At 58.8% G+C, this 22,557-nt stretch carries 18 protein-coding genes, 2 tRNA genes and 3 rRNA genes; 12 read left to right on the top strand and 11 right to left on the bottom strand.

Annotated features, from left to right (window positions below):
- The first annotated feature begins 56 nt into the window (after positions 1–56).
- Together LOY35_RS19490 and LOY35_RS19485 are read left to right on the top strand one after the other, a co-directional pair.
- Positions 57–1,223 (top strand): cysteine desulfurase family protein, encoded by a 1,167-nt coding sequence (locus LOY35_RS19490; RefSeq protein ID WP_258625783.1) that lies wholly within the window; start codon positions 57–59, stop codon positions 1,221–1,223.
- Between the two features lie 48 nt (positions 1,224–1,271).
- On the top strand, positions 1,272–3,080 hold the full coding sequence (locus tag LOY35_RS19485; protein WP_258625782.1) for an aminopeptidase P family protein: 1,809 nt from the start codon (positions 1,272–1,274) through the stop codon (positions 3,078–3,080).
- An 8-nt stretch (positions 3,081–3,088) separates the two neighbouring features.
- Here LOY35_RS19485 and LOY35_RS19480 read toward each other — a convergent pair whose 3' ends face one another.
- Together LOY35_RS19480 and LOY35_RS19475 are read right to left on the bottom strand one after the other, a co-directional pair.
- On the bottom strand, positions 3,089–3,679 hold the full coding sequence (locus tag LOY35_RS19480) for a 2-hydroxychromene-2-carboxylate isomerase (protein ID WP_258625781.1): 591 nt from the start codon (positions 3,677–3,679) through the stop codon (positions 3,089–3,091).
- Positions 3,680–3,712: 33 nt separating this feature from the next.
- Positions 3,713–4,441, bottom strand: coding sequence for an SDR family oxidoreductase (locus tag LOY35_RS19475; protein WP_258625780.1), 729 nt, complete (start codon positions 4,439–4,441; stop codon positions 3,713–3,715).
- Positions 4,442–4,531: 90 nt separating this feature from the next.
- Here LOY35_RS19475 and LOY35_RS19470 point away from each other — a divergent pair, with 90 nt between their 5' ends.
- The gene (locus tag LOY35_RS19470; protein WP_258625779.1) at positions 4,532–5,101 is read left to right on the top strand and encodes a TetR/AcrR family transcriptional regulator; all 570 of its coding nucleotides are present in this window, start codon (positions 4,532–4,534) and stop codon (positions 5,099–5,101) included.
- Positions 5,102–5,111: 10 nt separating this feature from the next.
- Here LOY35_RS19470 and LOY35_RS19465 read toward each other — a convergent pair whose 3' ends face one another.
- Both LOY35_RS19465 and rhtA read right to left on the bottom strand, forming a co-directional pair.
- Positions 5,112–5,393 (bottom strand): hypothetical protein, encoded by a 282-nt coding sequence (locus LOY35_RS19465; protein WP_258625777.1) that lies wholly within the window; start codon positions 5,391–5,393, stop codon positions 5,112–5,114.
- A gap of 167 nt (positions 5,394–5,560) precedes the next feature.
- On the bottom strand, positions 5,561–6,448 hold the full coding sequence (rhtA, locus tag LOY35_RS19460) for a threonine/homoserine exporter RhtA (protein ID WP_258625776.1): 888 nt from the start codon (positions 6,446–6,448) through the stop codon (positions 5,561–5,563).
- 685 nt (positions 6,449–7,133) lie between these two features.
- On the opposite strand from rhtA, the gene LOY35_RS19455 reads away from it, so the two are divergent.
- From LOY35_RS19455 to rrf, 5 genes are all read left to right on the top strand, one after another.
- Positions 7,134–8,670, top strand: a 16S ribosomal RNA gene (locus LOY35_RS19455).
- 65 nt (positions 8,671–8,735) lie between these two features.
- Positions 8,736–8,812 (top strand) — tRNA-Ile (locus LOY35_RS19450).
- Positions 8,813–8,838: 26 nt separating this feature from the next.
- Positions 8,839–8,914: transfer RNA gene (locus tag LOY35_RS19445), tRNA-Ala, on the top strand.
- Positions 8,915–9,164: 250 nt separating this feature from the next.
- Positions 9,165–12,056 (top strand): 23S ribosomal RNA (locus tag LOY35_RS19440).
- 170 nt (positions 12,057–12,226) lie between these two features.
- A 5S ribosomal RNA gene (rrf, locus tag LOY35_RS19435) occupies positions 12,227–12,342 on the top strand.
- The 16S, 23S and 5S rRNA genes sit together here with 2 tRNA genes alongside, the layout of an rRNA operon.
- A gap of 139 nt (positions 12,343–12,481) precedes the next feature.
- Here the strand turns inward: rrf and LOY35_RS19430 are convergent.
- Positions 12,482–12,883, bottom strand: a complete 402-nt coding sequence (locus tag LOY35_RS19430; RefSeq protein ID WP_258625775.1) for a lysozyme inhibitor LprI family protein — start codon at positions 12,881–12,883, stop codon at positions 12,482–12,484.
- A 157-nt stretch (positions 12,884–13,040) separates the two neighbouring features.
- Between LOY35_RS19430 and LOY35_RS19425 the strand changes: the two genes are divergently transcribed.
- Complete coding sequence (locus tag LOY35_RS19425) at positions 13,041–13,499, top strand: SRPBCC family protein (RefSeq protein WP_258625774.1); 459 nt, start codon at positions 13,041–13,043, stop codon at positions 13,497–13,499.
- Between the two features lie 511 nt (positions 13,500–14,010).
- Here the strand turns inward: LOY35_RS19425 and LOY35_RS19420 are convergent.
- Positions 14,011–14,958 carry an AraC family transcriptional regulator gene (locus LOY35_RS19420; protein WP_258625773.1) on the bottom strand — a complete coding sequence of 316 codons (948 nt, stop codon included), beginning with the start codon at positions 14,956–14,958 and terminating at the stop codon, positions 14,011–14,013.
- A gap of 201 nt (positions 14,959–15,159) precedes the next feature.
- Between LOY35_RS19420 and LOY35_RS19415 the strand changes: the two genes are divergently transcribed.
- Entirely contained in the window at positions 15,160–15,897 is a 738-nt protein-coding gene (locus LOY35_RS19415) for an SDR family oxidoreductase (RefSeq protein ID WP_258625771.1), read from the top strand.
- A gap of 60 nt (positions 15,898–15,957) precedes the next feature.
- Here LOY35_RS19415 and inhA read toward each other — a convergent pair whose 3' ends face one another.
- Complete coding sequence (gene inhA, locus LOY35_RS19410) at positions 15,958–16,647, bottom strand: isonitrile hydratase (protein WP_258625770.1); 690 nt, start codon at positions 16,645–16,647, stop codon at positions 15,958–15,960.
- A 97-nt stretch (positions 16,648–16,744) separates the two neighbouring features.
- Here inhA and LOY35_RS19405 point away from each other — a divergent pair, with 97 nt between their 5' ends.
- Positions 16,745–17,737 carry a GlxA family transcriptional regulator gene (locus tag LOY35_RS19405; RefSeq protein ID WP_258625769.1) on the top strand — a complete coding sequence of 331 codons (993 nt, stop codon included), beginning with the start codon at positions 16,745–16,747 and terminating at the stop codon, positions 17,735–17,737.
- On the opposite strand, the gene LOY35_RS19400 is transcribed toward LOY35_RS19405, so the two are convergent.
- Both LOY35_RS19400 and LOY35_RS19395 read right to left on the bottom strand, forming a co-directional pair.
- On the bottom strand, positions 17,706–18,608 hold the full coding sequence (locus tag LOY35_RS19400; RefSeq protein ID WP_258625768.1) for an alpha/beta fold hydrolase: 903 nt from the start codon (positions 18,606–18,608) through the stop codon (positions 17,706–17,708). The genes LOY35_RS19405 and LOY35_RS19400 overlap by 32 nt on opposite strands.
- 28 nt (positions 18,609–18,636) lie before the next feature.
- Positions 18,637–19,014: a hypothetical protein gene (locus LOY35_RS19395; protein WP_258625766.1), complete on the bottom strand. Its 378-nt coding sequence runs from the start codon at positions 19,012–19,014 to the stop codon at positions 18,637–18,639.
- Between the two features lie 438 nt (positions 19,015–19,452).
- Here LOY35_RS19395 and LOY35_RS19390 point away from each other — a divergent pair, with 438 nt between their 5' ends.
- Positions 19,453–19,812 (top strand): DUF6124 family protein, encoded by a 360-nt coding sequence (locus tag LOY35_RS19390; RefSeq protein ID WP_258633685.1) that lies wholly within the window; start codon positions 19,453–19,455, stop codon positions 19,810–19,812.
- A gap of 47 nt (positions 19,813–19,859) precedes the next feature.
- Here the strand turns inward: LOY35_RS19390 and LOY35_RS19385 are convergent, their stop codons facing one another.
- Positions 19,860–21,683 carry a glycoside hydrolase family 15 protein gene (locus tag LOY35_RS19385; RefSeq protein ID WP_258625764.1) on the bottom strand — a complete coding sequence of 608 codons (1,824 nt, stop codon included), beginning with the start codon at positions 21,681–21,683 and terminating at the stop codon, positions 19,860–19,862.
- Positions 21,676–22,476, bottom strand: a complete 801-nt coding sequence (locus tag LOY35_RS19380; protein WP_258625762.1) for an SDR family oxidoreductase — start codon at positions 22,474–22,476, stop codon at positions 21,676–21,678. Before LOY35_RS19380 ends, LOY35_RS19385 begins: the two co-directional genes overlap by 8 nt.
- Between the last annotated feature and the right edge of the window lie 81 nt (positions 22,477–22,557).

The raw sequence follows: 22,557 nt of genomic DNA, 5'->3' as shown, positions 1-22,557 counted from the left end.
GTAACCTCGAACCCAACGAGAGCGCCCGATCCCGGAACAGGCTCTGCGAGTTTTCCATGAATAAACGTCCTTTATATTTCGATTACGCCGCCACTACGCCGGTGGATGAGCGGGTCATCCAGGTCATGGTCGAATGCCTGGGCTTCGACGGCAACTTCGGCAACCCGGCCTCCAGCTCCCATGCCTTCGGGCAGGAAGCCCGGCGCTCGGTGGAGCGGGCGCGGCAGCAGGTGGCGCAGTTGGTGGGCGCGCAGGCGCAGCAGATCGTCTGGACTTCCGGCGCCACCGAATCCAACAACCTGGCCCTCAAGGGTGTGGCCCAGGCGCGCGGGGCGTCCGGCGGCCATGTCATCACCAGCCTGATCGAACACAAGGCGATCCTCGACACCGCCCGGCAGCTCGAAGAGAGCGGCGTCGCGGTGACCTGGCTGGCTCCGGATGCCGAGGGTCTGATCAGTCCGCATGCTGTCCGCGAAGCCCTGCGCGAGGACACCTTCCTGGTGTCGCTGATGCTGGTGAACAACGAGCTGGGCACCGTCAATGACGTTGCGGCCATCGGCGAACTTGTCCGTGGGCACGGCGCGTTGTTCCATGTGGATGCTGCCCAGGGCGCGGGCAAGGTCAGGATCGACCTGGCCCATTGGCCGGTGGACCTGATGTCCTTTTCCGCGCACAAGATCTACGGCCCCAAAGGCATCGGCGCGCTCTACGTCGGCGAGCGTGCCCGACCGCGCCTGTCGGCGCAGATCCATGGGGGCGGGCACGAAGGCGGTTTTCGCTCGGGAACCCTGGCGACTCACCAGATCGCGGCCATGGGCGCGGCCTTCGAGCTGGCGGCCGAGTCGTTCGACGACGAACTCGACAAGATTGTCCATTTGCGCAATCGTTTGCTTGAGCCGCTGCTGGCGCTGCCTGGTGTGTGTATCAATGGCAGTGCGACCCAGCGCATTCCCCACACGTTGAGCCTGACGTTCCATGAAGGTGAGTTCAACCCGGCCGCGTTGGGCGCTTCGCTCGCTTTTTCCGCCACATCGGCCTGCAACTCGGCGAATAACACGCCGTCCCATGTGCTGCTGGCCTTGGGGCACGATGCTCGTGCGGCTGGGCGGACCATACGCCTGAGCCTGGGGCGCTTCACCCGTGAACAGGACATCGACGAGGCCGTGCGGCTGATCAAGGCCGCCTGCGTCGCGGCACCGGCATTCTGGGCCAGTACCCCCTGAGCCGGTTGCCTGGGCCTCGAACAATAATATTGATAAACAGGAGACACGATGAGTACCGAGCCTTTGACCCATGGACTGGTTCCCCAGCGCCTGGCGCGAATCCGCCAACTGATGAGCCGGGAGGGTATCCACGCGCTGCTGGTGCCGTCGGCTGATCCGCATCTGTCGGAATACCTGCCTGGCTATTGGCAGGGAAGGCAGTGGTTGTCGGGCTTCCATGGCTCGGTCGGGACCTTGATCGTGACGAAGGATTTCGCCGGGGTCTGGGCCGACAGTCGTTATTGGGAGCAGGCCACCCAGGAACTGAAGGGCAGCGGCATTGAACTGGTCAAGCTCATTCCGGGCCAACCCGGCCCTCTGGATTGGCTGGCCGAACAGACGCCCGAAGGCGGGGTGGTCGCGGTCGACGGCGCGGTAATGGCTGTGGCGTCGGCCCGAACCCTGGGCAGCAAGCTCGCGGAGCGAGGCGCACGTTTGCGCACCGACATCGATCTGCTGAATGAAGCCTGGTCCGATCGTCCAAGCCTGCCCGATCAGCCGGTGTATGCACACCTGCCACCCCAGGCTACTGTCAGCCGGGTCGAGAAACTCGCCAAGCTGCGTGAAACCCTCAAGGCGCGTGGCGCCGACTGGCACTTCATTGCCACGCTGGACGACATTGCCTGGTTATTCAACCTGCGCGGCGCGGATGTGTCTTTCAACCCTGTGTTCGTCTCGTTTGCCCTGATCAGCCAGCAACAGGCAACCTTGTTTGTGGCCCTGGACAAGGTCGATGGTCCGTTGCGTGCGGTCCTCAAGCAGGACGGCGTAACCCTGCGTGACTACAGCGAAGCAGCGAGCGCGTTACGTGACGTGCCGGGCGGCGCGAGCCTGCTGGTCGATCCGGCCCGGGTCACGGTCGGTTTGCTGGATAACCTGGGCAGTGGCGTGAAACTGGTGGAAGGGCTCAATCCCACGACACTGGCCAAGTCCTGCAAGAGCCTGGCCGACGCCGAGCATATCCGTCGCGCGATGGAGCAGGATGGCGCAGCGTTGTGTGAGTTCTTCGCCTGGTTGGAAAGTGCCTGGGGTCGTGAGCGCATCACTGAACTGACCATCGACGAACACCTGACCGCGGCTCGCAAACGCCGGCCGGATTTTGTCTCCCTGAGTTTCAACACCATTGCCGCTTTCAATGCCAACGGCGCGATGCCCCATTACCACGCCACGGAAGAAGCCCACGCGGTCATCGAGGGTGATGGGCTGTTATTGATCGATTCGGGTGGCCAATACCTGGGCGGCACCACCGACATCACCCGCATGGTGCCGGTTGGAACACCCAACACTGAGCAGAAACGCGACTGCACGCGTGTGCTCAAGGGGGTCATTGCCTTGTCCAGGGCCCGATTCCCGCGTGGCATTCTGTCGCCGCTGCTGGATGCCATCGCACGGGCGCCGATCTGGGCCGAGCAGGTGGATTACGGGCATGGTACCGGTCACGGCGTCGGTTATTTCCTGAATGTCCACGAGGGACCGCAGGTCATCGCCTACCAGGCGGCTCCCACGCCGCAGACAGCCATGCAGCCAGGCATGATCACTTCCATCGAGCCGGGGACTTATCGTCCGGGACGCTGGGGTGTGCGCATCGAGAACCTGGCCTTGAACCGCGAGGCGGGGAGCAGCGAGTTCGGTGAATTCCTTGAGTTTGAAACCCTGACCTTGTGTCCAATCGACACGCGCTGCCTGGAACCGTCGTTGCTGACCCAGGATGAAAAAGCCTGGCTCAATGCCTATCACGCCGAAGTTCAGCGTCGCCTGAGCCCGTTGCTGGAAGGCAGCGCACTGCAATGGTTGCACACGCGAACGATGGCGGTCTGACGCCGGGATCAGCCGAGGGCTTCACGGACGAAGTCCAGGCGATCCTGGCCAAAGAACAACTCATCGCCGACGAACATGCTGGGGGCACCGAACACGCCCCGGGCAACGGCTTCTTCGGTGGTGGCCTTGAGTACTTCCTTGACCTGCTCGTCAGTTGTCAGCGCCAGCACATAGCCAGGGTCGAAACCGTCTTTCTCCAGCACCGCCGCTACGGTCTGCGGATGGCTGAGATCACGGGCGTCGACCCATAAGGCGCGGAACAAACAGTCGATGAACGCCATAAAACGTTCAGGATGACGCAGCTGCATGCCGGTAATGGCGCGCATCAACGACAGCGTGTTGATCGGAAAGTACGGATTGAGCCTGAAAGCCACGCCGTAACGCCTGGCGAAGCGATCCAGGTCCTTGGCCATATGCGCGCCCTTGGCCGGCACGGTAATCGGCGACGCATTGCCCGTTGCCTTGAAGACACCTCCCAGCAACATGGGTCGGTAGACCAGTTCGCTGCCGGTGTGTGCGCAAAGCTGCGGGAGTTGGGTATACGCCAGGTAGGTCGCCGGGCTACCAAGATCAAAGAAAAACTCCACCGATTTGCTCATGGTCACAGCTCTCTTGTTGTTATGGGGAGGGGCTTACCAGCGTTCGCTCCAGGGACGCAGGTCCAGCTCGAAGGTCCAGGCGTCGCGTGGTTGGGTATGCAGGTACCAATAGTTTTCGGCGATGTGTTCGGGATCGAGGATGCCGTCTTCATCCCTGGTCGCATATTTTTCTGGAAAGTTGCTGCGGATGAAGTCAGTGTCGATGGCGCCGTCCACTACCACATGCGCCACATGTATATTCAGCGGGCCCAACTCGCGAGCCATGCTCTGGGCCAGAGCGCGGATGCCGTGTTTGGCCCCCGCGAACGCGGCGAACCCCGAGGCGCCCCTTAAACCCGCCGTGGCACCGGTAAACAGAATGGTCCCGCGCTGACGCTTGACCATGCGTTTCGCCACTTCCCGGGCATTGAGGAAACCGGAGAAACAGGCCATCTCCCAGATCTTGAAGTATTTACGGGCGGTCTCTTCGAGAATGCTGCAGGGCACGTTGGCGCCGATGTTGAAGACAAACGCCTCGATGGGGCCGATCTGGCTCTCGATTTGCTCGATGAGCGCGATCACGTCGTCTTCCTTGCGAGCGTCACAAGCAAAACCGTGGGCTTCGCCGCCCTGGGCGCGTATCGCTTCGACCAATGGGGCGAGTTTGTCGGCGCTACGGCGGGTTACGCACGCGATAAATCCTTCTTGCGCGAAGCGTTTGGCAATTGCGCCGCCTGTGGCATCCCCCGCGCCAACAACCAGTACGACCTTCTTGTTATCCATGATTCGCCTCATTGGTAAACGATCGTTAGCTGAACGAACGTTATGCTACGCTCCGGTGTACGTCAAGTTGAGCGATTAGAGGCAGGATTCATGCGTTATTCCGCCAATCACAAAATGGAAACCCGGGAAAAGCTGCTTGCCAGCAGTGCCGTCTCCGCCAAGAAATCCGGTTTTTCGACGGTGGGCGTCGACGGTCTGATGAAGGCGATCGGATTGAGCGGCGGGGCGTTTTATAGTCATTTTTCCTCCAAGGACGAGCTTTTCAAGGCCATCGTCGAGCGCGAGCTGACCCAAAGCCTGGAGCGCCTGAGCGGTGATCATGTCCTGGACTCGGCCAGGTTGGAGCGTTGTCTCAAGCAGTACCTGAGCATGAGTCACGTTGATCAACCTGAGGCCGGTTGCGCGTTGCCGGTGCTTGGCGCTGAAATCGCCCGCTCGGATGTACAGGTGCGGGAAGCTGCGCAAACGTGGATCTGTCGTTTGCATGAGAGCTGGGCGCGGATACTGGAAAGCGACAGCCTGGCCTGGGCCATCCTGTCGCAATGCGTTGGAGCGCTGGTCGTTGCGCGGATGCTGGTAACGCCGGAGATCCAGCGTAATGTCCTCGAGTCCAGCCAGGAGGAGATAAGCCGTCGAATGGCCGAGCAGCGAGTGGGTTGAGGACCGTTCGCTACTTGCAGATGACGATCATGCTGCGGCTGGTGTAGCCGGCAGGGTTGAGTCCGAAAGGATAATCCCCTGGCTCTTCGACCGCGTCCCCCGACTTGGCGATGATCTTGTAGTTCTTGGGGGCACATGAGTTGGCGGCACTGGCGGCGCATTGGTCCCAGGAGGACGTCAGGCCGGAGCAATTGATGTGCAGGGCTTTCTTGCCGCGTTTGACTTCAGTTCTCGTCGTCGCCGCGCAACCTGCAACTGCAAGTACGACGACCAATATCAAGATTCGTTTCATTCCCGTCCTTAACGCCGTCGTGGATCTCTGTCCACGTATGACTACATTCGCTTGCGCATGAAGCGTTCGTGACGTCCTGTATGAAAAATTCCATGTTTGACATTGGGTTACGGACCTAAACATGGCCTAAATGCGCGACAAATGCCAGAGCTTCGTTGAATCCTGCCTCAATCCGCCGCAATGGCGGGCTTTACGGTGTTATTCAGGGTCAGGGTTGCGCCGATTGACGCAAGGATGATGCAGGCGATCGCCATCCATTGGGCCAATGACAGGTACTCCTGAAGAAATACGAACCCTGACAGGGCGGCGACGGCGGGTTCGACGCTCATCAGGGTGCCGAAGGTGCGGGCAGGCAGGCGGGTCAAGGCGATCATTTCGAGGGTGTAGGGCAAGGCCGTGGAGAGAATGGCGACGCCAATGGCGACTGGAATCAGGCTCGGTGTCAGCAGCGTGGCCCCGGCATGGACGATGCCGATAGGGGCTACGAACAGGGCTGCGATTACCACCCCCAGCGCGGCAGTCTGTACGCCATTATCTGCCCCGGCCTTCTGGCCAAACAGGATATAGAGCGCCCAACAAACGCCCGCGCCCAATGCGTAGCCGGCGCCGACTGGGTCAATGCCGGCGGTGGTGGCTCCCGTCGGTATCAGCAGGAGCAGGCCTGTCACTGCCAGTGCAATCCAAAGGAAGTCGATTGCCCGGCGCGAGTTATAGATAGCCACCGCCAGGGGGCCGGTAAATTCCAACGCCACGGCGATTCCCAGTGGCGTCGTGCGGACTGACATATAGAAGAGGAAGTTCATGCCGCCCAGCGCCATTCCGTAGACGACCACGGTGCGCAGGGACTGGGCTGTCAACTTGGCGCGCCAGGGACGCAGTAGCAGCAGCATGATGATGCTGGCAAAAATGAGTCGTAGCGTCGTAGTGCCTTGGGCGCCTATGACCGGGAACATACTTTTGGCCAGGGAGGCACCAGATTGAATGGATGCCATGGCGATTAGAAGCAGGGCAACCGGGTACAAAGTGGAGGCCAGGCTGCGATGTGGGGGATTCATTACGGAGGCTTGTCCAGGGTAAGGGCGAGGAAAATGATTGTGTTGAGCAATATACTGCGCACTTTGGGCGGCAGCGTCTATATATAAGGCGGATTTCATTTGCCGGATGTCGCGTATGGATAGAAAAGCGAAATTAAGGGTTGACGGCAGATTCTGAGTCTCTATAATTCGCCCCACTTCCGGCGCAGCCGAAACGGAAAACTCCTTGAGTTTCAATGAGTTAGATGTTTTCTGGCAGCGCAGGACTTCAGTTCATCGAAGTCCGGAAGGAGTCGGCAGGGCAGGTTGTTTGGCTCAGTTGACGGTTCGATCTTCTCGGTCGAAAGCGGTGAAAAAGAGGTGTTGACAGCAGCGACCAACGCTGTAGAATTCGCCTCCCGCTAACGAGAGATCGGAAGCGCAAGTGGTTGAAGTTGTTGAGGTTTTGGAAAGCAAAACTTTGAAAACTTCTAAAATAACCGCTTGACAGATACACGGGGCGCTGTAGAATGCGCGCCTCGGTTGAGACGAAAGGCTCAACCCACCGCTCTTTAACAACTGAATCAAGCAATTCGTGTGGGTGCTTGTGGAGTCAGACTGCTAGTCAACAGATTATCAGCATCACAAGTTACTCCGCGAGAAATCAAAGATGTAACCAACGATTGCTGAGCCAAGTTTAGGGTTTTCTCAAAACCCAAAGATGTTTGAACTGAAGAGTTTGATCATGGCTCAGATTGAACGCTGGCGGCAGGCCTAACACATGCAAGTCGAGCGGTAGAGAGGTGCTTGCACCTCTTGAGAGCGGCGGACGGGTGAGTAATGCCTAGGAATCTGCCTGGTAGTGGGGGATAACGCTCGGAAACGGACGCTAATACCGCATACGTCCTACGGGAGAAAGCAGGGGACCTTCGGGCCTTGCGCTATCAGATGAGCCTAGGTCGGATTAGCTAGTTGGTGAGGTAATGGCTCACCAAGGCGACGATCCGTAACTGGTCTGAGAGGATGATCAGTCACACTGGAACTGAGACACGGTCCAGACTCCTACGGGAGGCAGCAGTGGGGAATATTGGACAATGGGCGAAAGCCTGATCCAGCCATGCCGCGTGTGTGAAGAAGGTCTTCGGATTGTAAAGCACTTTAAGTTGGGAGGAAGGGCCATTACCTAATACGTGATGGTTTTGACGTTACCGACAGAATAAGCACCGGCTAACTCTGTGCCAGCAGCCGCGGTAATACAGAGGGTGCAAGCGTTAATCGGAATTACTGGGCGTAAAGCGCGCGTAGGTGGTTCGTTAAGTTGGATGTGAAAGCCCCGGGCTCAACCTGGGAACTGCATTCAAAACTGTCGAGCTAGAGTATGGTAGAGGGTGGTGGAATTTCCTGTGTAGCGGTGAAATGCGTAGATATAGGAAGGAACACCAGTGGCGAAGGCGACCACCTGGACTGATACTGACACTGAGGTGCGAAAGCGTGGGGAGCAAACAGGATTAGATACCCTGGTAGTCCACGCCGTAAACGATGTCAACTAGCCGTTGGGAGCCTTGAGCTCTTAGTGGCGCAGCTAACGCATTAAGTTGACCGCCTGGGGAGTACGGCCGCAAGGTTAAAACTCAAATGAATTGACGGGGGCCCGCACAAGCGGTGGAGCATGTGGTTTAATTCGAAGCAACGCGAAGAACCTTACCAGGCCTTGACATCCAATGAACTTTCCAGAGATGGATTGGTGCCTTCGGGAGCATTGAGACAGGTGCTGCATGGCTGTCGTCAGCTCGTGTCGTGAGATGTTGGGTTAAGTCCCGTAACGAGCGCAACCCTTGTCCTTAGTTACCAGCACGTTATGGTGGGCACTCTAAGGAGACTGCCGGTGACAAACCGGAGGAAGGTGGGGATGACGTCAAGTCATCATGGCCCTTACGGCCTGGGCTACACACGTGCTACAATGGTCGGTACAGAGGGTTGCCAAGCCGCGAGGTGGAGCTAATCCCACAAAACCGATCGTAGTCCGGATCGCAGTCTGCAACTCGACTGCGTGAAGTCGGAATCGCTAGTAATCGCGAATCAGAATGTCGCGGTGAATACGTTCCCGGGCCTTGTACACACCGCCCGTCACACCATGGGAGTGGGTTGCACCAGAAGTAGCTAGTCTAACCTTCGGGAGGACGGTTACCACGGTGTGATTCATGACTGGGGTGAAGTCGTAACAAGGTAGCCGTAGGGGAACCTGCGGCTGGATCACCTCCTTAATCGACGACGGCAGCTGCTTCATGAGCTCCCACACGAATTGCTTGATTCATTGAAGAAGACGATTGGGTCTGTAGCTCAGTTGGTTAGAGCGCACCCCTGATAAGGGTGAGGTCGGCAGTTCGAATCTGCCCAGACCCACCAATTACTGGTGCACCCTGTAGCGATACGGGGCCATAGCTCAGCTGGGAGAGCGCCTGCCTTGCACGCAGGAGGTCAGCGGTTCGATCCCGCTTGGCTCCACCATTACCGATTGGTGACCCTCGTTAAAGCTTAGAAATGAGCATTCCATCAAGACGATGCTGAATGTTGATTTCTAGTCTTTTGATTAGATCGTTCTTTAAAAATTTGGGTATGTGATAGAAAGATAGACTGAACGTTACTTTCACTGGTAACGGATCAGGCTAAGGTAAAATTTGTGAGTGGCTCTTTGAGCACAATCGAATTTTCGGCGAATGTCGTCTTCACAGTATAACCAGATTGCTTGGGGTTATATGGTCAAGTGAAGAAGCGCATACGGTGGATGCCTTGGCAGTCAGAGGCGATGAAAGACGTGGTAGCCTGCGAAAAGCTTCGGGGAGTCGGCAAACAGACTGTGATCCGGAGATGTCTGAATGGGGGAACCCAGCCATCATAAGATGGTTATCTTGCACTGAATACATAGGTGCAAGAGGCGAACCAGGGGAACTGAAACATCTAAGTACCCTGAGGAAAAGAAATCAACCGAGATTCCCTTAGTAGTGGCGAGCGAACGGGGACTAGCCCTTAAGCTTCTTTGATTTTAGCGGAACGCTCTGGAAAGTGCGGCCATAGTGGGTGATAGCCCTGTACGCGAAAGGATCTTAGAAGTGAAATCGAGTAGGACGGAGCACGAGAAACTTTGTCTGAATATGGGGGGACCATCCTCCAAGGCTAAATACTACTGACTGACCGATAGTGAACTAGTACCGTGAGGGAAAGGCGAAAAGAACCCCGGAGAGGGGAGTGAAATAGATCCTGAAACCGTATGCGTACAAGCAGTGGGAGCCCACTTTGTTGGGTGACTGCGTACCTTTTGTATAATGGGTCAGCGACTTATTTTCAGTGGCGAGCTTAACCGAATAGGGGAGGCGTAGCGAAAGCGAGTCTTAATAGGGCGTCTAGTCGCTGGGAATAGACCCGAAACCGGGCGATCTATCCATGGGCAGGTTGAAGGTTAGGTAACACTGACTGGAGGACCGAACCGACTACCGTTGAAAAGTTAGCGGATGACCTGTGGATCGGAGTGAAAGGCTAATCAAGCTCGGAGATAGCTGGTTCTCCTCGAAAGCTATTTAGGTAGCGCCTCATGTATCACTGTAGGGGGTAGAGCACTGTTTCGGCTAGGGGGTCATCCCGACTTACCAAACCGATGCAAACTCCGAATACCTACAAGTGCCGAGCATGGGAGACACACGGCGGGTGCTAACGTCCGTCGTGAAAAGGGAAACAACCCAGACCGTCAGCTAAGGTCCCAAAGTTATGGTTAAGTGGGAAACGATGTGGGAAGGCTTAGACAGCTAGGAGGTTGGCTTAGAAGCAGCCACCCTTTAAAGAAAGCGTAATAGCTCACTAGTCGAGTCGGCCTGCGCGGAAGATGTAACGGGGCTCAAACCATACACCGAAGCTACGGGTATCACGTAAGTGATGCGGTAGAGGAGCGTTCTGTAAGCCTGTGAAGGTGAGTTGAGAAGCTTGCTGGAGGTATCAGAAGTGCGAATGCTGACATGAGTAACGACAATGGGTGTGAAAAACACCCACGCCGAAAGACCAAGGTTTCCTGCGCAACGTTAATCGACGCAGGGTTAGTCGGTCCCTAAGGCGAGGCTGAAAAGCGTAGTCGATGGAAAACAGGTTAATATTCCTGTACTTCTGGTTATTGCGATGGAGGGACGGAGAAGGCTAGGCCAGCTTGGCGTTGGTTGTCCAAGTTTAAGGTGGTAGGCTGGAATCTTAGGTAAATCCGGGATTCTAAGGCCGAGAGCTGATGACGAGTTACCCTTTGGGTGACGAAGTGGTTGATGCCATGCTTCCAAGAAAAGCTTCTAAGCTTCAGGTAACCAGGAACCGTACCCCAAACCGACACAGGTGGTTGGGTAGAGAATACCAAGGCGCTTGAGAGAACTCGGGTGAAGGAACTAGGCAAAATGGCACCGTAACTTCGGGAGAAGGTGCGCCGGTGAGGGTGAAGCACTTGCTGCGTAAGCCCACGCCGGTCGAAGATACCAGGCCGCTGCGACTGTTTATTAAAAACACAGCACTCTGCAAACACGAAAGTGGACGTATAGGGTGTGACGCCTGCCCGGTGCCGGAAGGTTAATTGATGGGGTTAGCTAACGCGAAGCTCTTGATCGAAGCCCCGGTAAACGGCGGCCGTAACTATAACGGTCCTAAGGTAGCGAAATTCCTTGTCGGGTAAGTTCCGACCTGCACGAATGGCGTAACGATGGCGGCGCTGTCTCCACCCGAGACTCAGTGAAATTGAAATCGCTGTGAAGATGCAGTGTATCCGCGGCTAGACGGAAAGACCCCGTGAACCTTTACTATAGCTTTGCACTGGACTTTGAATTTGCTTGTGTAGGATAGGTGGGAGGCTTTGAAGCGTGGACGCCAGTCTGCGTGGAGCCATCCTTGAAATACCACCCTGGCAACTTTGAGGTTCTAACTCAGGTCCGTTATCCGGATCGAGGACAGTGTATGGTGGGTAGTTTGACTGGGGCGGTCTCCTCCTAAAGAGTAACGGAGGAGTACGAAGGTGCGCTCAGACCGGTCGGAAATCGGTCGTAGAGTATAAAGGCAAAAGCGCGCTTGACTGCGAGACAGACACGTCGAGCAGGTACGAAAGTAGGTCTTAGTGATCCGGTGGTTCTGTATGGAAGGGCCATCGCTCAACGGATAAAAGGTACTCCGGGGATAACAGGCTGATACCGCCCAAGAGTTCATATCGACGGCGGTGTTTGGCACCTCGATGTCGGCTCATCACATCCTGGGGCTGAAGCCGGTCCCAAGGGTATGGCTGTTCGCCATTTAAAGTGGTACGCGAGCTGGGTTTAGAACGTCGTGAGACAGTTCGGTCCCTATCTGCCGTGGACGTTTGAGATTTGAGAGGGGCTGCTCCTAGTACGAGAGGACCGGAGTGGACGAACCTCTGGTGTTCCGGTTGTCACGCCAGTGGCATTGCCGGGTAGCTATGTTCGGAAAAGATAACCGCTGAAAGCATCTAAGCGGGAAACTTGCCTCAAGATGAGATCTCACTGGAGCCTTGAGCTCCCTGAAGGGCCGTCGAAGACTACGACGTTGATAGGCAGGGTGTGTAAGCGCTGTGAGGCGTTGAGCTAACCTGTACTAATTGCCCGTGAGGCTTGACCATATAACACCCAAGCAATTTGCTTGCTCCGAGCTGAGAAGCGCAAGGGCACCAGATTGCGGTGTGTGAAGACGAAATGAACCGAAAGTTCGACGCTCACAAAGCACCGAAAGCTGTCACATACCCAATTTGCTGAAGCGAGGCCAGCCGGTCACGAGTCAGTACCCGAATTTCTTGACGACCATAGAGCGTTGGAACCACCTGATCCCATCCCGAACTCAGCAGTGAAACGATGCATCGCCGATGGTAGTGTGGGGTTTCCCCATGTGAGAGTAGGTCATCGTCAAGATTAAATTCCGAAACCCCTATCTGCTGACGCAGGTAGGGGTTTTGTTTTTGTTCGTGAAAAACTCGTAACCATTGTGGGCGCATGAGACCAGGTGCCTACTGCGTCGATGGGCACCCGTTTAACCACGTAGGTGAGACGTTTATGCCTCAGGCACCGGGCAGCTCAGATCCCCTTCCTTACATCTGAGGTAAGTCTTGAAGGTCTCGACTCGCGCCTTGGTGAGCGCTGTGATGCAGTTGCCGTAGATCAGCGGATAGACGCTGCCACCCTTGACCCCAGACGCAGAGAAAGTGCATTCGGCATCACGGAAACCTATCCAGGCCCGCTGTGCTTTGACCAGTGACTGCTTGGCCTCGGGATTGTCTTTCAGGCGCGCTGTGATCTGTTTGTACAAGCTGTTCAGCTCGTTGTCGGCGGCATTCTTCTCTTGGGCCGCGCATTGGTTCATCTCGCCTTGGGTGGTGGCATTGGCGCAGTCGTCGGCTTGGGCGGCGGCAACAAAGAGCAACGGTGTCAGGGCCAAAAACAAGCGTGAGGGCATGGTCGATCTCTCCTTGAAAGGGTTGGAAAAATGCCGGGGGAGTGTACATCGCTCCTTTGGATCTGGCGTCAGTGCAGGGTCAAACAACGGCCTGATACAACTTTCCTGTTGGCCTTGTGGTCTTACAAAGCCTACTGTTGAACACAGGAGGTGACCCATGCATTTATCCGATCGCATCGAAAGAAAGATCTTGCTCAAGGCTCCCCGCTCCCAGGTCTGGCGAGCCCTGGTCAATGCCGAAGCCTTTGGCCAGTGGTTTGGCGTGGCTCTGGACGGCAAACGGTTTGTGGCGGGAGAACGGACCCAAGGCCAGATTACTTATCCTGGTTATGAACACCTTACCTGGGACGTGCTGGTGGAGCGGGTCGAGCCCGAACGGGTGTTCTCGTTTCGTTGGCATCCCTACGCCATCGAACCCCAGGTGGATTACTCCCAGGAGCCCGAAACACGAGTTCAGTTCGAACTGGAAGACATCGACGGAGGCACTTTGCTCAAGGTGGTAGAGTCGGGGTTTGACGGCATTCCCGAAGTACGCCGACTCAAGGCATTCCGCATGGACAGCCGCGGCTGGGATGAGCAGATGGCCAATATCGAAGAGTTCCTGAACAGGTCTTGAGTCGGTGCCATCGGCGGGCTTCATGGGGCTCACCTGAGGGAGCTAAGGGTTTTCGGAAGGGATGTATAGCGAATGTCTTACACGCGATGGTAGTTATGTCGACTATTGCACTTTGGATCCGACGCGTAATCTGTGCTCATCCACTGAAGCACAGGGAGTGCTCAGGATCAGGGACGATCGACCTTGCAAGGATGGCTATCGACAGGGAGTCGTAATGGTCTTGGAAAACCCGCTTCGGCGGGTTTTTTTTCGCCTGTTAAAAGGTACCACGGCGCTGTATAGCGAAAGGCTTACACATCGGCGCTGCGTTCTCGTCTTTTCCCGGGCCGGTCATGGGCTTAATCTGTATCCATCCACTGAGTACAGGGAGTGCTCGGGATCATGGATGACGGGACCAGGCATGGAATGCCAGACAGGGAGTCAAATTGGTCCTCAAAAACCCGCTTCGGCGGGTTTTTTTTCGTCTGTGAAAAAGTGTCACGGCGGTGTATCGACACCCGTGCTGGGGGAATCAGGCGCCGTTGGTCGGTAGCACCTGGGCACGCAGGCGAGCGATGTCCTTGCTGGGGGAAGCGCCAAACAGACGGCTGTATTCGCGGCTGAACTGCGAAGGGCTTTCGTAGCCCATCTTGTAGCCGACTGACGAAACGTCGCTGTTTTCCGACAGTAGCAACCGCCGGGCTTCCTGCAGGCGCAGTTGCTTCTGGTATTGCAGTGGGCTCATGGCGGTCACGGCCTTGAAGCGGTGATGCAATGCCGAAGGGCTGAGGTTGATCATGTGTGCGAGGCTGTCGATGCTCAACGGCTCGGCGTAATGGGTATTGAGCCACTCGATGGCGCGGCTGATGCGATGGGCCTGGGTGTCCGGGATGGCGATCTCATGCAAGCGCTGGCCTTGGGCGCCGCGCAACAGGCGATAGAAAATCTCCTGCTGGGCCAGAGGGGCCAGGGTAGCGATGTCGTCTGGAGTGTCGAGTAATCGCAGCAGGCGCAACACCGCATCGAGCAGTGGCGCATCAATGCGGTCCAGGAACAATCCGCGCCCGGCCCCTTGAGCCGGTACACCGATAGGGCTGGCGTCTGCGATCAGGCGGCAGATCTGGGCCGGGTCGATGTCCAGGCGAATGCACAGATAAGGTCTCTCGGGGCTGGCTTCGATGACCTGTCCGGCTAATGGCAGTGTGACCGAGACCACCAGGTAATTGAGTGGATCGTAGACGTAGCACTCATCTGCCAGCCGTACCTCCTTGCTTCCCTCGATGATCACGCATAGGCCGGGCTTGTGCACGACGTGCAGGGCATCGGTTGGCTGGTTGCTGCGAATCAGGTTCAAGGAGCCGATGGCCGTGGGGAACACTCCATTTTCTGGCGCGAAACGTTTCATCAGCGCCGCCAGTTCGGTGCGGCGTTGGTTGACGCTGTCGTCTGGCGCAACCTGTATGGACGTGGATACCGACATCCGATCAATCTCCCGGGCCAAATAATTGGATCGCGCTAGTAAAGCCGATTGCACGGCCGGCGACCATAGCCGGTTTTATTGCTACAGGATCGTGCAAGTGCGCAGGAGGATCCGGCTAACCCAGCCAGTGGCTGCTTCCCTAATCTGGACCTGTCAGAGCGCTCCCACCGAGGGCGAACACATCCAGACGAGGAAACCATCATGTCCGATATCCAGAATAAAGTAGTCGTGATTACCGGTGCCAGCAGCGGGATTGGCGAAGCCGCGGCGCGTCTGCTGGCCGCCCGTGGGGCCCGCGTGGTGCTTGGCGCCCGGCGCGTCGATCGTCTGCAAGCGCTGGTCCAGGAGCTCGAAGCCGCTGGCCAGCAGGCTTTCTGCAAAGCCGTGGACGTGACCCGCCGCGACGATGTCCAGGACCTGATCGACTTCGCTGTCGAACGTTTTGGCAAGGTGGATGTGATCATCAACAACGCCGGCGTCATGCCGCTCTCCAAGCTCGAAGCACTGAAAGTCGAGGAGTGGGACCGCATGATCGACGTCAACATCCGTGGCGTGCTTCATGGCATTGCGGCGGGCCTGCCCTTGATGCAGCGTCAGCGCAGCGGCCAGTTCATCAACATCGCATCCATCGGTGCCTACGCCGTCAGCCCCACCGCCGCGGTGTATTGCGCCACCAAGTATGCCGTGCGGGCGATTTCCGAAGGGCTGCGCCAGGAGGTCGGCGGTGATGTGCGGGTGACGGTGATTTCCCCCGGCGTGACGGAGTCGGAACTGGCCGAGAGCATTTCCGATGAAGGTGGGCGCGCCGAAATGCGCGAGTTTCGCAGGATCTCCATACCCGCCGAGGCCGTTGCCCGGGCGATTGCCTACGCCATCGAGCAACCGGCGGATGTGGACGTCAGCGAACTGGTCGTACGGCCGACGGCCAGTCCGTACTGAGTGGAACGACCGAACGGCGAGCGAACTGATCCTCTCGCCCCAAACCACTCGTGGCCCGCGCTAGGCAGAAATTTCCAACCGCGCCGCGGCACGCTGGGTGATCTGCGAGCGCACCCGGAATGATTCCGCCGCTCGCCGCTTGGCTTCTTCCAGTATCTGCGCAGGCGCGGTGTCCGGGCAGCCGGCGTCGAAGGGTGGGGCCGGGGCGTATTCGAGTTGGAGCTGGACCAGTTCGGCGGTGTCCTGATCGAACAGTTCGGCCGCCAGGGTCAAGGCAAAATCGATTCCGGCGGTAATACCGCCACCGGTGATCAATTTGCCGTCACGCACCACGCGGTCCTTGATCGGGGTGGCGCCCAGGGTTGATAGCAAACTGTGGTAGGCCCAATGGGTGGTGGCCCGCTTCCCTTGCAACAGACCCGCCGCACCGAGCACCAGCGCCCCGGTGCACACCGACGTGATGTACTGCGCTTGGCTGGCCTGGCGCTTGATGAACGCCAGTGTCTGTTCGTCCTCCATCAAGGGACCAACGCCAGTGCCCCCGGGGATGCAGATCACGTCCAGCTTCGGACAGTCTTCGAAGGTGGTGGTGGGCAACAACACCAACCCGGTGCTGGAGGTGACCGGCGCCAGGTCTTTCCAGATCAGATGCACCTTCACGTCGGGCAACGAGGCCAGCACATCATAAGGGCCGGTCAGGTCCAACTGTTGGACCTGGGGGAATAACAGCAAACCGATCTGCAATGTCATGGTGTTCTCCTTTGGCTAATGCCCGGGGGGTGGACGGTTCCACTTTAGGTCCGTAGGCTCTGGCGTATACGCCAATAAGCCCACGAATTACGCCAACATGCCCAATTCACCGAAAACCGTTCATGTCCTGGCTTTCGCCAACGTGCAAGTGCTCGATGTCACCGGGCCTTTGCAGGTATTTGCCTCGGCCAACGATATGGCCCGCCAGCGAGGCCTGCCATTGCCGTACGCCCCGACGGTGATCGCCGCCGGTGGTGGCGCGGTGGTGTCTTCGGCGGGCTTGGCATTGATGGCCGAGCCGCTACCGACCGAAGGCAGCGACACCCTGTTGGTCGCTGGCGGCTGGGGCGTGTACGAGGCGGCGAAGGATCCGATGCTGGTGGCCTGGGTCAAAGACCAGGGCCGGCGTTCGCGGCGGGTGGCCTCGGTGTGCACCGGGGCGTTCCTGCTGGCCGCCAGCGGTTGGCTGGACGGGCGTCGGGTGGTCACCCACTGGACCCGTTGTGAACAACTGGCCGAGCAGCATCCTCAGTTGCGCGTCGAACCCAATCCGATTTTCATCAACGATGGTCCGGTCTGGACCTCGGCCGGGGTCACAGCGGGCATCGACCTGGCCCTGGCGCTGGTGGAAGACGACTTGGGTCGCGCCGTGGCCTTGGAAGTCGCCCGGCAGTTAGTGGTTTTCCTCAAGCGGCCGGGTGGGCAATCGCAATTCAGCGTGACCCTGTCGCTACAGAATCAGGGTAGCCGTTTTGACGAACTGCACGCCTGGATCGCCGAGAACCTCACTCAGGACCTCGGACTGCCCAACCTGGCCGCCCAGGCGGGCATGAGCGAACGCAGCTTTGTCCGTCACTACCGCGCCGAGACCGGGCAGACCCCGGCGCGGGCGGTGGAATTGATTCGCGTGGAAACCGCCCGCCGTCTGTTGTCCGACACCGGCGTGCCGATCAAGCGGGTGGCGGTGCAATGTGGCTTCGGCAGCGAGGAAACCCTGCGCCGGAGTTTCCTGCGGGCCATGGGGGTGACGCCACAGGCGTATCGCGAGCGTTTCGCTGTCAGCCTTCAAGCAGATCCAGCAGGGCATTGAGGGTGGCTTCGGGAGCCTCCTGGGGAATGTTATGGCCAACGCCGCTCAGCACTCGACGCTCGTAGGGGCCGCTGAAGTGTCTGGCGTCTTCATCCTGTTCAGGGGCAGGCCCCACGCCGTCGTCGGCCCCGCAGAGGGAAATGCTGGGCACGCTGATGTCCGGTTGCGCCGTGAGCCGTTCTTCCAGCCATTCAAGGGTCGGATCCCCCGGTGCGTACATGAACCGATGGCGGTAGGAATGGATCACCACGTCGACGAAGTCCGGGTTGTCGAAAGAGGGCGCGGTGAGTGGATACAGTTCCGGGCCGCGCTTCCAGATCGGTGACCACAGGCGCCAGAGCCACTCACACAGCTCACGCCGGTTTTGCGTCAGACCTTCCACGCCCCGGGCGGTATGGAAGTAATACTGATACCACAGGCGATGTTCCGTCTGCGGGTCCAGCGGTTGGGTTGAACGGGGAATGTCCTGCAGGTTGTAGCCATCGCCGGTGACCAGACAGCGCACGCGCTCGGGCCACAGCGCCGCCACGATACACGCCGCCCGGCCGCCCCAGTCATAGCCGCATAGCGCTGCCTGGGGAATGTCGAGTCCGTGCATCAGGTCCAACAGGTCCTGGGCCAGCGCGGCTTGCTGGCCGGAGCGCATGATCGCCGGGTTGTTGAACCGGGTCGGGCCGTAGCCGCGCAGGTAGGGCACGATGACCCGGTAGCCACGCCGGGCCAGGACCGGAGCGACTTCATCGAAGGCCCTGGGATCATAGGGAAAACCGTGCAGCAGGATGACCGGCTCGCCGCTGGCGGGACCGTGCTCTTCGTAGGCGATGCGCAACAGCGGCGTCACCGCGAAACTGATTTTGAGATCCTGATTCATGTCGGCCTCCGGCAGCGCCCGGTTGCGCTCAGGCGGGTTCCTGATTCACGTATTTGGCCCGGTCCGGCGTGAAGGTCACGATCATCTTCGTGCTGGTACAGGTCAGCGTGCGTTCCTGGGACAAGTCGATGTCCAGGTCTTCACCGCGCAGGCCTTGCCATTGGGCGAGGTATTTGAGGCAGCCGAATTTTTCGTTTTTCTTCAGGCTACGGTTGACCCCGCCTTTCCAACCCAGCACCGGCAATTCACCGGCCAGGCAACGTTGCGCCAGCTCGGGGAATTTTGTTGCACGGTCGCGGCCGATTTCCCAGCACTTGATCAAACCCTTGTCCTGGCCTTCCCAGAGGTCTTCTCGGGTCAAGCCGGTACGGGGCGGGGTGTCGATGGTGCATTTCACGTTGGTCATGCCTGATCCTTGAGTCGGGTTTTTATCGGGCAGCTCCGCTGCACCCGTGAGAGCATCGATCTTAGGAGGGGTTTGGAGGACTGGCAACCTGAAAGGCCCCATGACAAATGAATGGGCCGAATGCCCCTGGTGCTTGTGTGTTCCTACAGAAAAGTTCGGGAACAAGAAATTTCTGACGAGTCGCGACGGTTGTCGGTTAGGAAGCAGTGGAGATAGGCTCTGCCGGTCGCTGCAAAATCAGCGACCGGGCTTGGTCGTCCGGGTTTAGAATGGCGCACGATGCCGCGCAAGCGGCTGTCTGCTTTATGGCTGGCTGTGCGTGGGAGGGCTTCGGGCCCTGCCGGGTTTCCATTCCCTGGTCGACCAACCTGCGTACAGTTCGCCACCCTCTGCTTGGTCGCGGAAATGGCGAACTCCACATTTGAATGGAGTTTCACAGTGGTCAAAATTACCCCCAATCCGCCCAAGGCTGAAAATCTCTCTGCCTACACAAACCTTGATTCAAGAAAACTTCGTGAGGCCGCCGATCGTGCGCTGAGCGTGCATCTCTCTCCAACCACCGAAGCTAAACCCGACACCCACGACGGCCAGGTCTTTTCGGTGGTTCCGGGCATCAATACCGAATCGGTGTTGACCAGCCTCAGCGAAACCCTGGCGTCGGCCAATGCGATGGCCAGTGACCTGGCGTTCGAGCTGGAAGGGTCCCGGCGGCATGTGGCGTTAGGAATTCAGCAGTTGATTGAGTTGGGTACGTTGCTGGCCAATCGTGCGCTGGATGACATCGAGCCAGCGGCCTGACATATCGCCACAAGGCGGTGTTTACTCGAGAGTGACGTCAGTCCGTCTCACGGTTGCCAGTTGTTCTTCTCCCCACTCAACTTGCGATCCAGGAAACTCGCCGCACTGATCAACGCCAGATGGCTCAGGGCCTGCGGGGTATTGCCCAGGTGATAACCATGGCCGTCGAATTCTTCGGCATACAACCCCAGGGGATTGGCGTAGCGCAGCAGTTGCTCGAATTCCAGCTGGGCCTTTTCCACACGGCCGGCACGGGCCAGGCATTCGACGTACCAGAACGAGCAGGCGACGAACGAGCCTTCAATGCCGCTGAGGCCATCGATGGGATCATCGTCGTTGCGGTAGCGGTACACCATGCCGTCGCGCACCAGATGCTTTTCGATGGCATCGAGGGTGGACAGCCAGCGCGGATCCCGGGCGCTGACAAAGCGCACCAGCGGCATCAACAGCATCGAACCATCAAGGGCGGTGCTGCCCAGGCGCTGGACGAAATGCTGGCGTTCATCGTTCCAGAAACGGGTCCAGATGTCTTTGTAGATGGCCTGGCGAGTCTCGTCCCAGCGGGTGAACGGCGCGGGCAGGGAGCGTTTGACGGCGAGGCGGATGGCGCGGTCGACGGCCACCCAGCACATGAGGCGCGAATGCAGGAAATCCTGTTTATCGCCGCGCATTTCCCAAATCCCTACGTCCTTGTCCTGCCAGATTTCGCACACCTGGTCGATCACGTTGACGGTGTGTTTCCAGCCTTCGTGGGAAATGGCTTCGCCGTATTTGTTGACCAGGTACACCGCGTCCATCAACTCGCCGAAGATGTCCAACTGTACCTGCTCGTAGGCCAGGTTGCCGATGCGCACCGGCCGCGCATTGCCGAAGCCGCTCAGGTGCGTCAGTTCGGTTTCCGGTAACTCCTGCCTGCCGTCGAGGCCGTACAGGATGTTGAGTTTGACCGGCTGTCCGCGGCAATCGCTGACACGACCGTGCATCCAGCGCATGTAGGCGTTGGCCTCTTCAACGAAGCCCAGGCGCATGAACGCGTAGACGGTGAACGAGGCATCGCGGATCCAGGTGTAGCGGTAATCCCAGTTGCGTTCGCCGCCGCGTGTTTCCGGCAGGCCGAAGGTGGCGGCAGCCAGGATGGCGCCGTGTTTGCGTGAGGTCAGCAGCTTCAGCGCGAGGGCGGAACGGTTGACCGTTTCCCGCCAGCGGCCCCGGTAGTTGGACTGGCCGATCCAGCCGCGCCAGAACGCCAGGGTCCGCTCCAGGCATATTGCACTGACATCATCCTGAAGCCGGGGATCGTCGATGCCGCCCAGCAGGAACTCGGCGCTCTGGCCTTCCTGCAGGGTGAATTCGGCCACCGCTGCGTTGCCGTCCAGGCTCATGGCCTGGTCGCCGCGCAGGCGCAGGCTCGGTTGCCCCTGCGCCTTGAAGCAGACGTGGGCGCCTTCCAGGTGCGCGGTGGTGGTGGCCCGGGCGTAGTCATGGCGCACTGCGCAGCGCATGCGAAACGTCGCGTGGCCGACCGTCATGTGCACCTTGCGCATCAGCAACGGCAGGTCATCTTCGGTGTCGCCGATGGGCAACAGATCGGTGATTTCCACCACTACGCCGTCGCTCAGCCAGCGGGTTTGCAGCACATTGGTGTCGGGCAGGTAGATCTGCTGGCGCCGGGCGTCCGGCAGGTCGGGCGCGATCTGGAAAATGCCCGCTTGCGGGGTGTCCAGCAGTGAACAGAAGATCGACGGGCTGTCGAATTCCGGCCAGCAGAAGAAGTCGACGCTGCCCCGGTCGTTGACCAGCGCGGCACTGCGCATGTCGCCGATGATGCCGTGGTTTTCAATGGGGCTCTGTGGTTCGTCATGGTCAGCCATTGCCGCGAAACCCCGGATAAAGGCTCATCCCGCCATCGATGAACAGCGTGGTGCCCACCACATAATCGGACAGGTCCGACGCCAGCCAGACCACTGCGTTAGCGACATCTTCCACGTCGCCGATACGACCATAAGGAATCAGCTCCAGCAGCTTTTGCCCCTGTTCGCCCTCGGTGACCTCCCGGTTGATGGCGGTGCGGATGGCGCCAGGGGCGATGCTGTTGATGCGGATGCGATGGTGACTGGTTTCCTGGGCCAGGCTCTGCATCAACAAGTCGATACCGCCCTTGGACGCCGCGTAGTTGATGTGACCAGCCCAAGGAATGCGCTGATGAACCGAACTCATGTGGATGATTTTTCCGGCTGCCCGGGAAACACCCTGGCGAATGCCCTGGCGGTTGAAGACCCGCAGCGCGGCGCGAGCGCAGAGGAACTGGCCGGTGAGGTTGACGCCGATCACGGTGTTCCAGTCGTCCAGGCTCATGTCGACGGCTGCGGCGTCTTTTTGCAGGCCGGAGTTGGCGACCAGGATGTCCAGCGTGCCGAAGGCCTCCACGGCCTGGGCGAACAGCCGCTCGACCTCTTGCTCCTGAGATACATTGGCGCCGAGGGTGATGGCGCGGCCGCCGTTGTCATTGATCTCGCGGGCCAGCGCTTCGGCCGGGGCCGCGTTGGAATGGTAATTGAGCACCACGGCGGCGCCGGCGGCGGCCAACGCCCTGGCCGAGCCCGCGCCAATGCCGGAGCTGGCGCCGGTGACGAGGGCAACTTGTTGCGCGAGGGAAATCTGCATGGGCTTAGCACCTGAACTGAGGGCTTTACCTGCTGACTGGCGTGGAGCATGCAGAGTTCATTTAGGGGAGGCAGTCTTCAT

Source organism: Pseudomonas sp. B21-028, assembly GCF_024749045.1.
GTDB lineage: Bacteria > Pseudomonadota > Gammaproteobacteria > Pseudomonadales > Pseudomonadaceae > Aquipseudomonas.
This window is presented reverse-complemented; position numbering and strand designations above follow the sequence as displayed.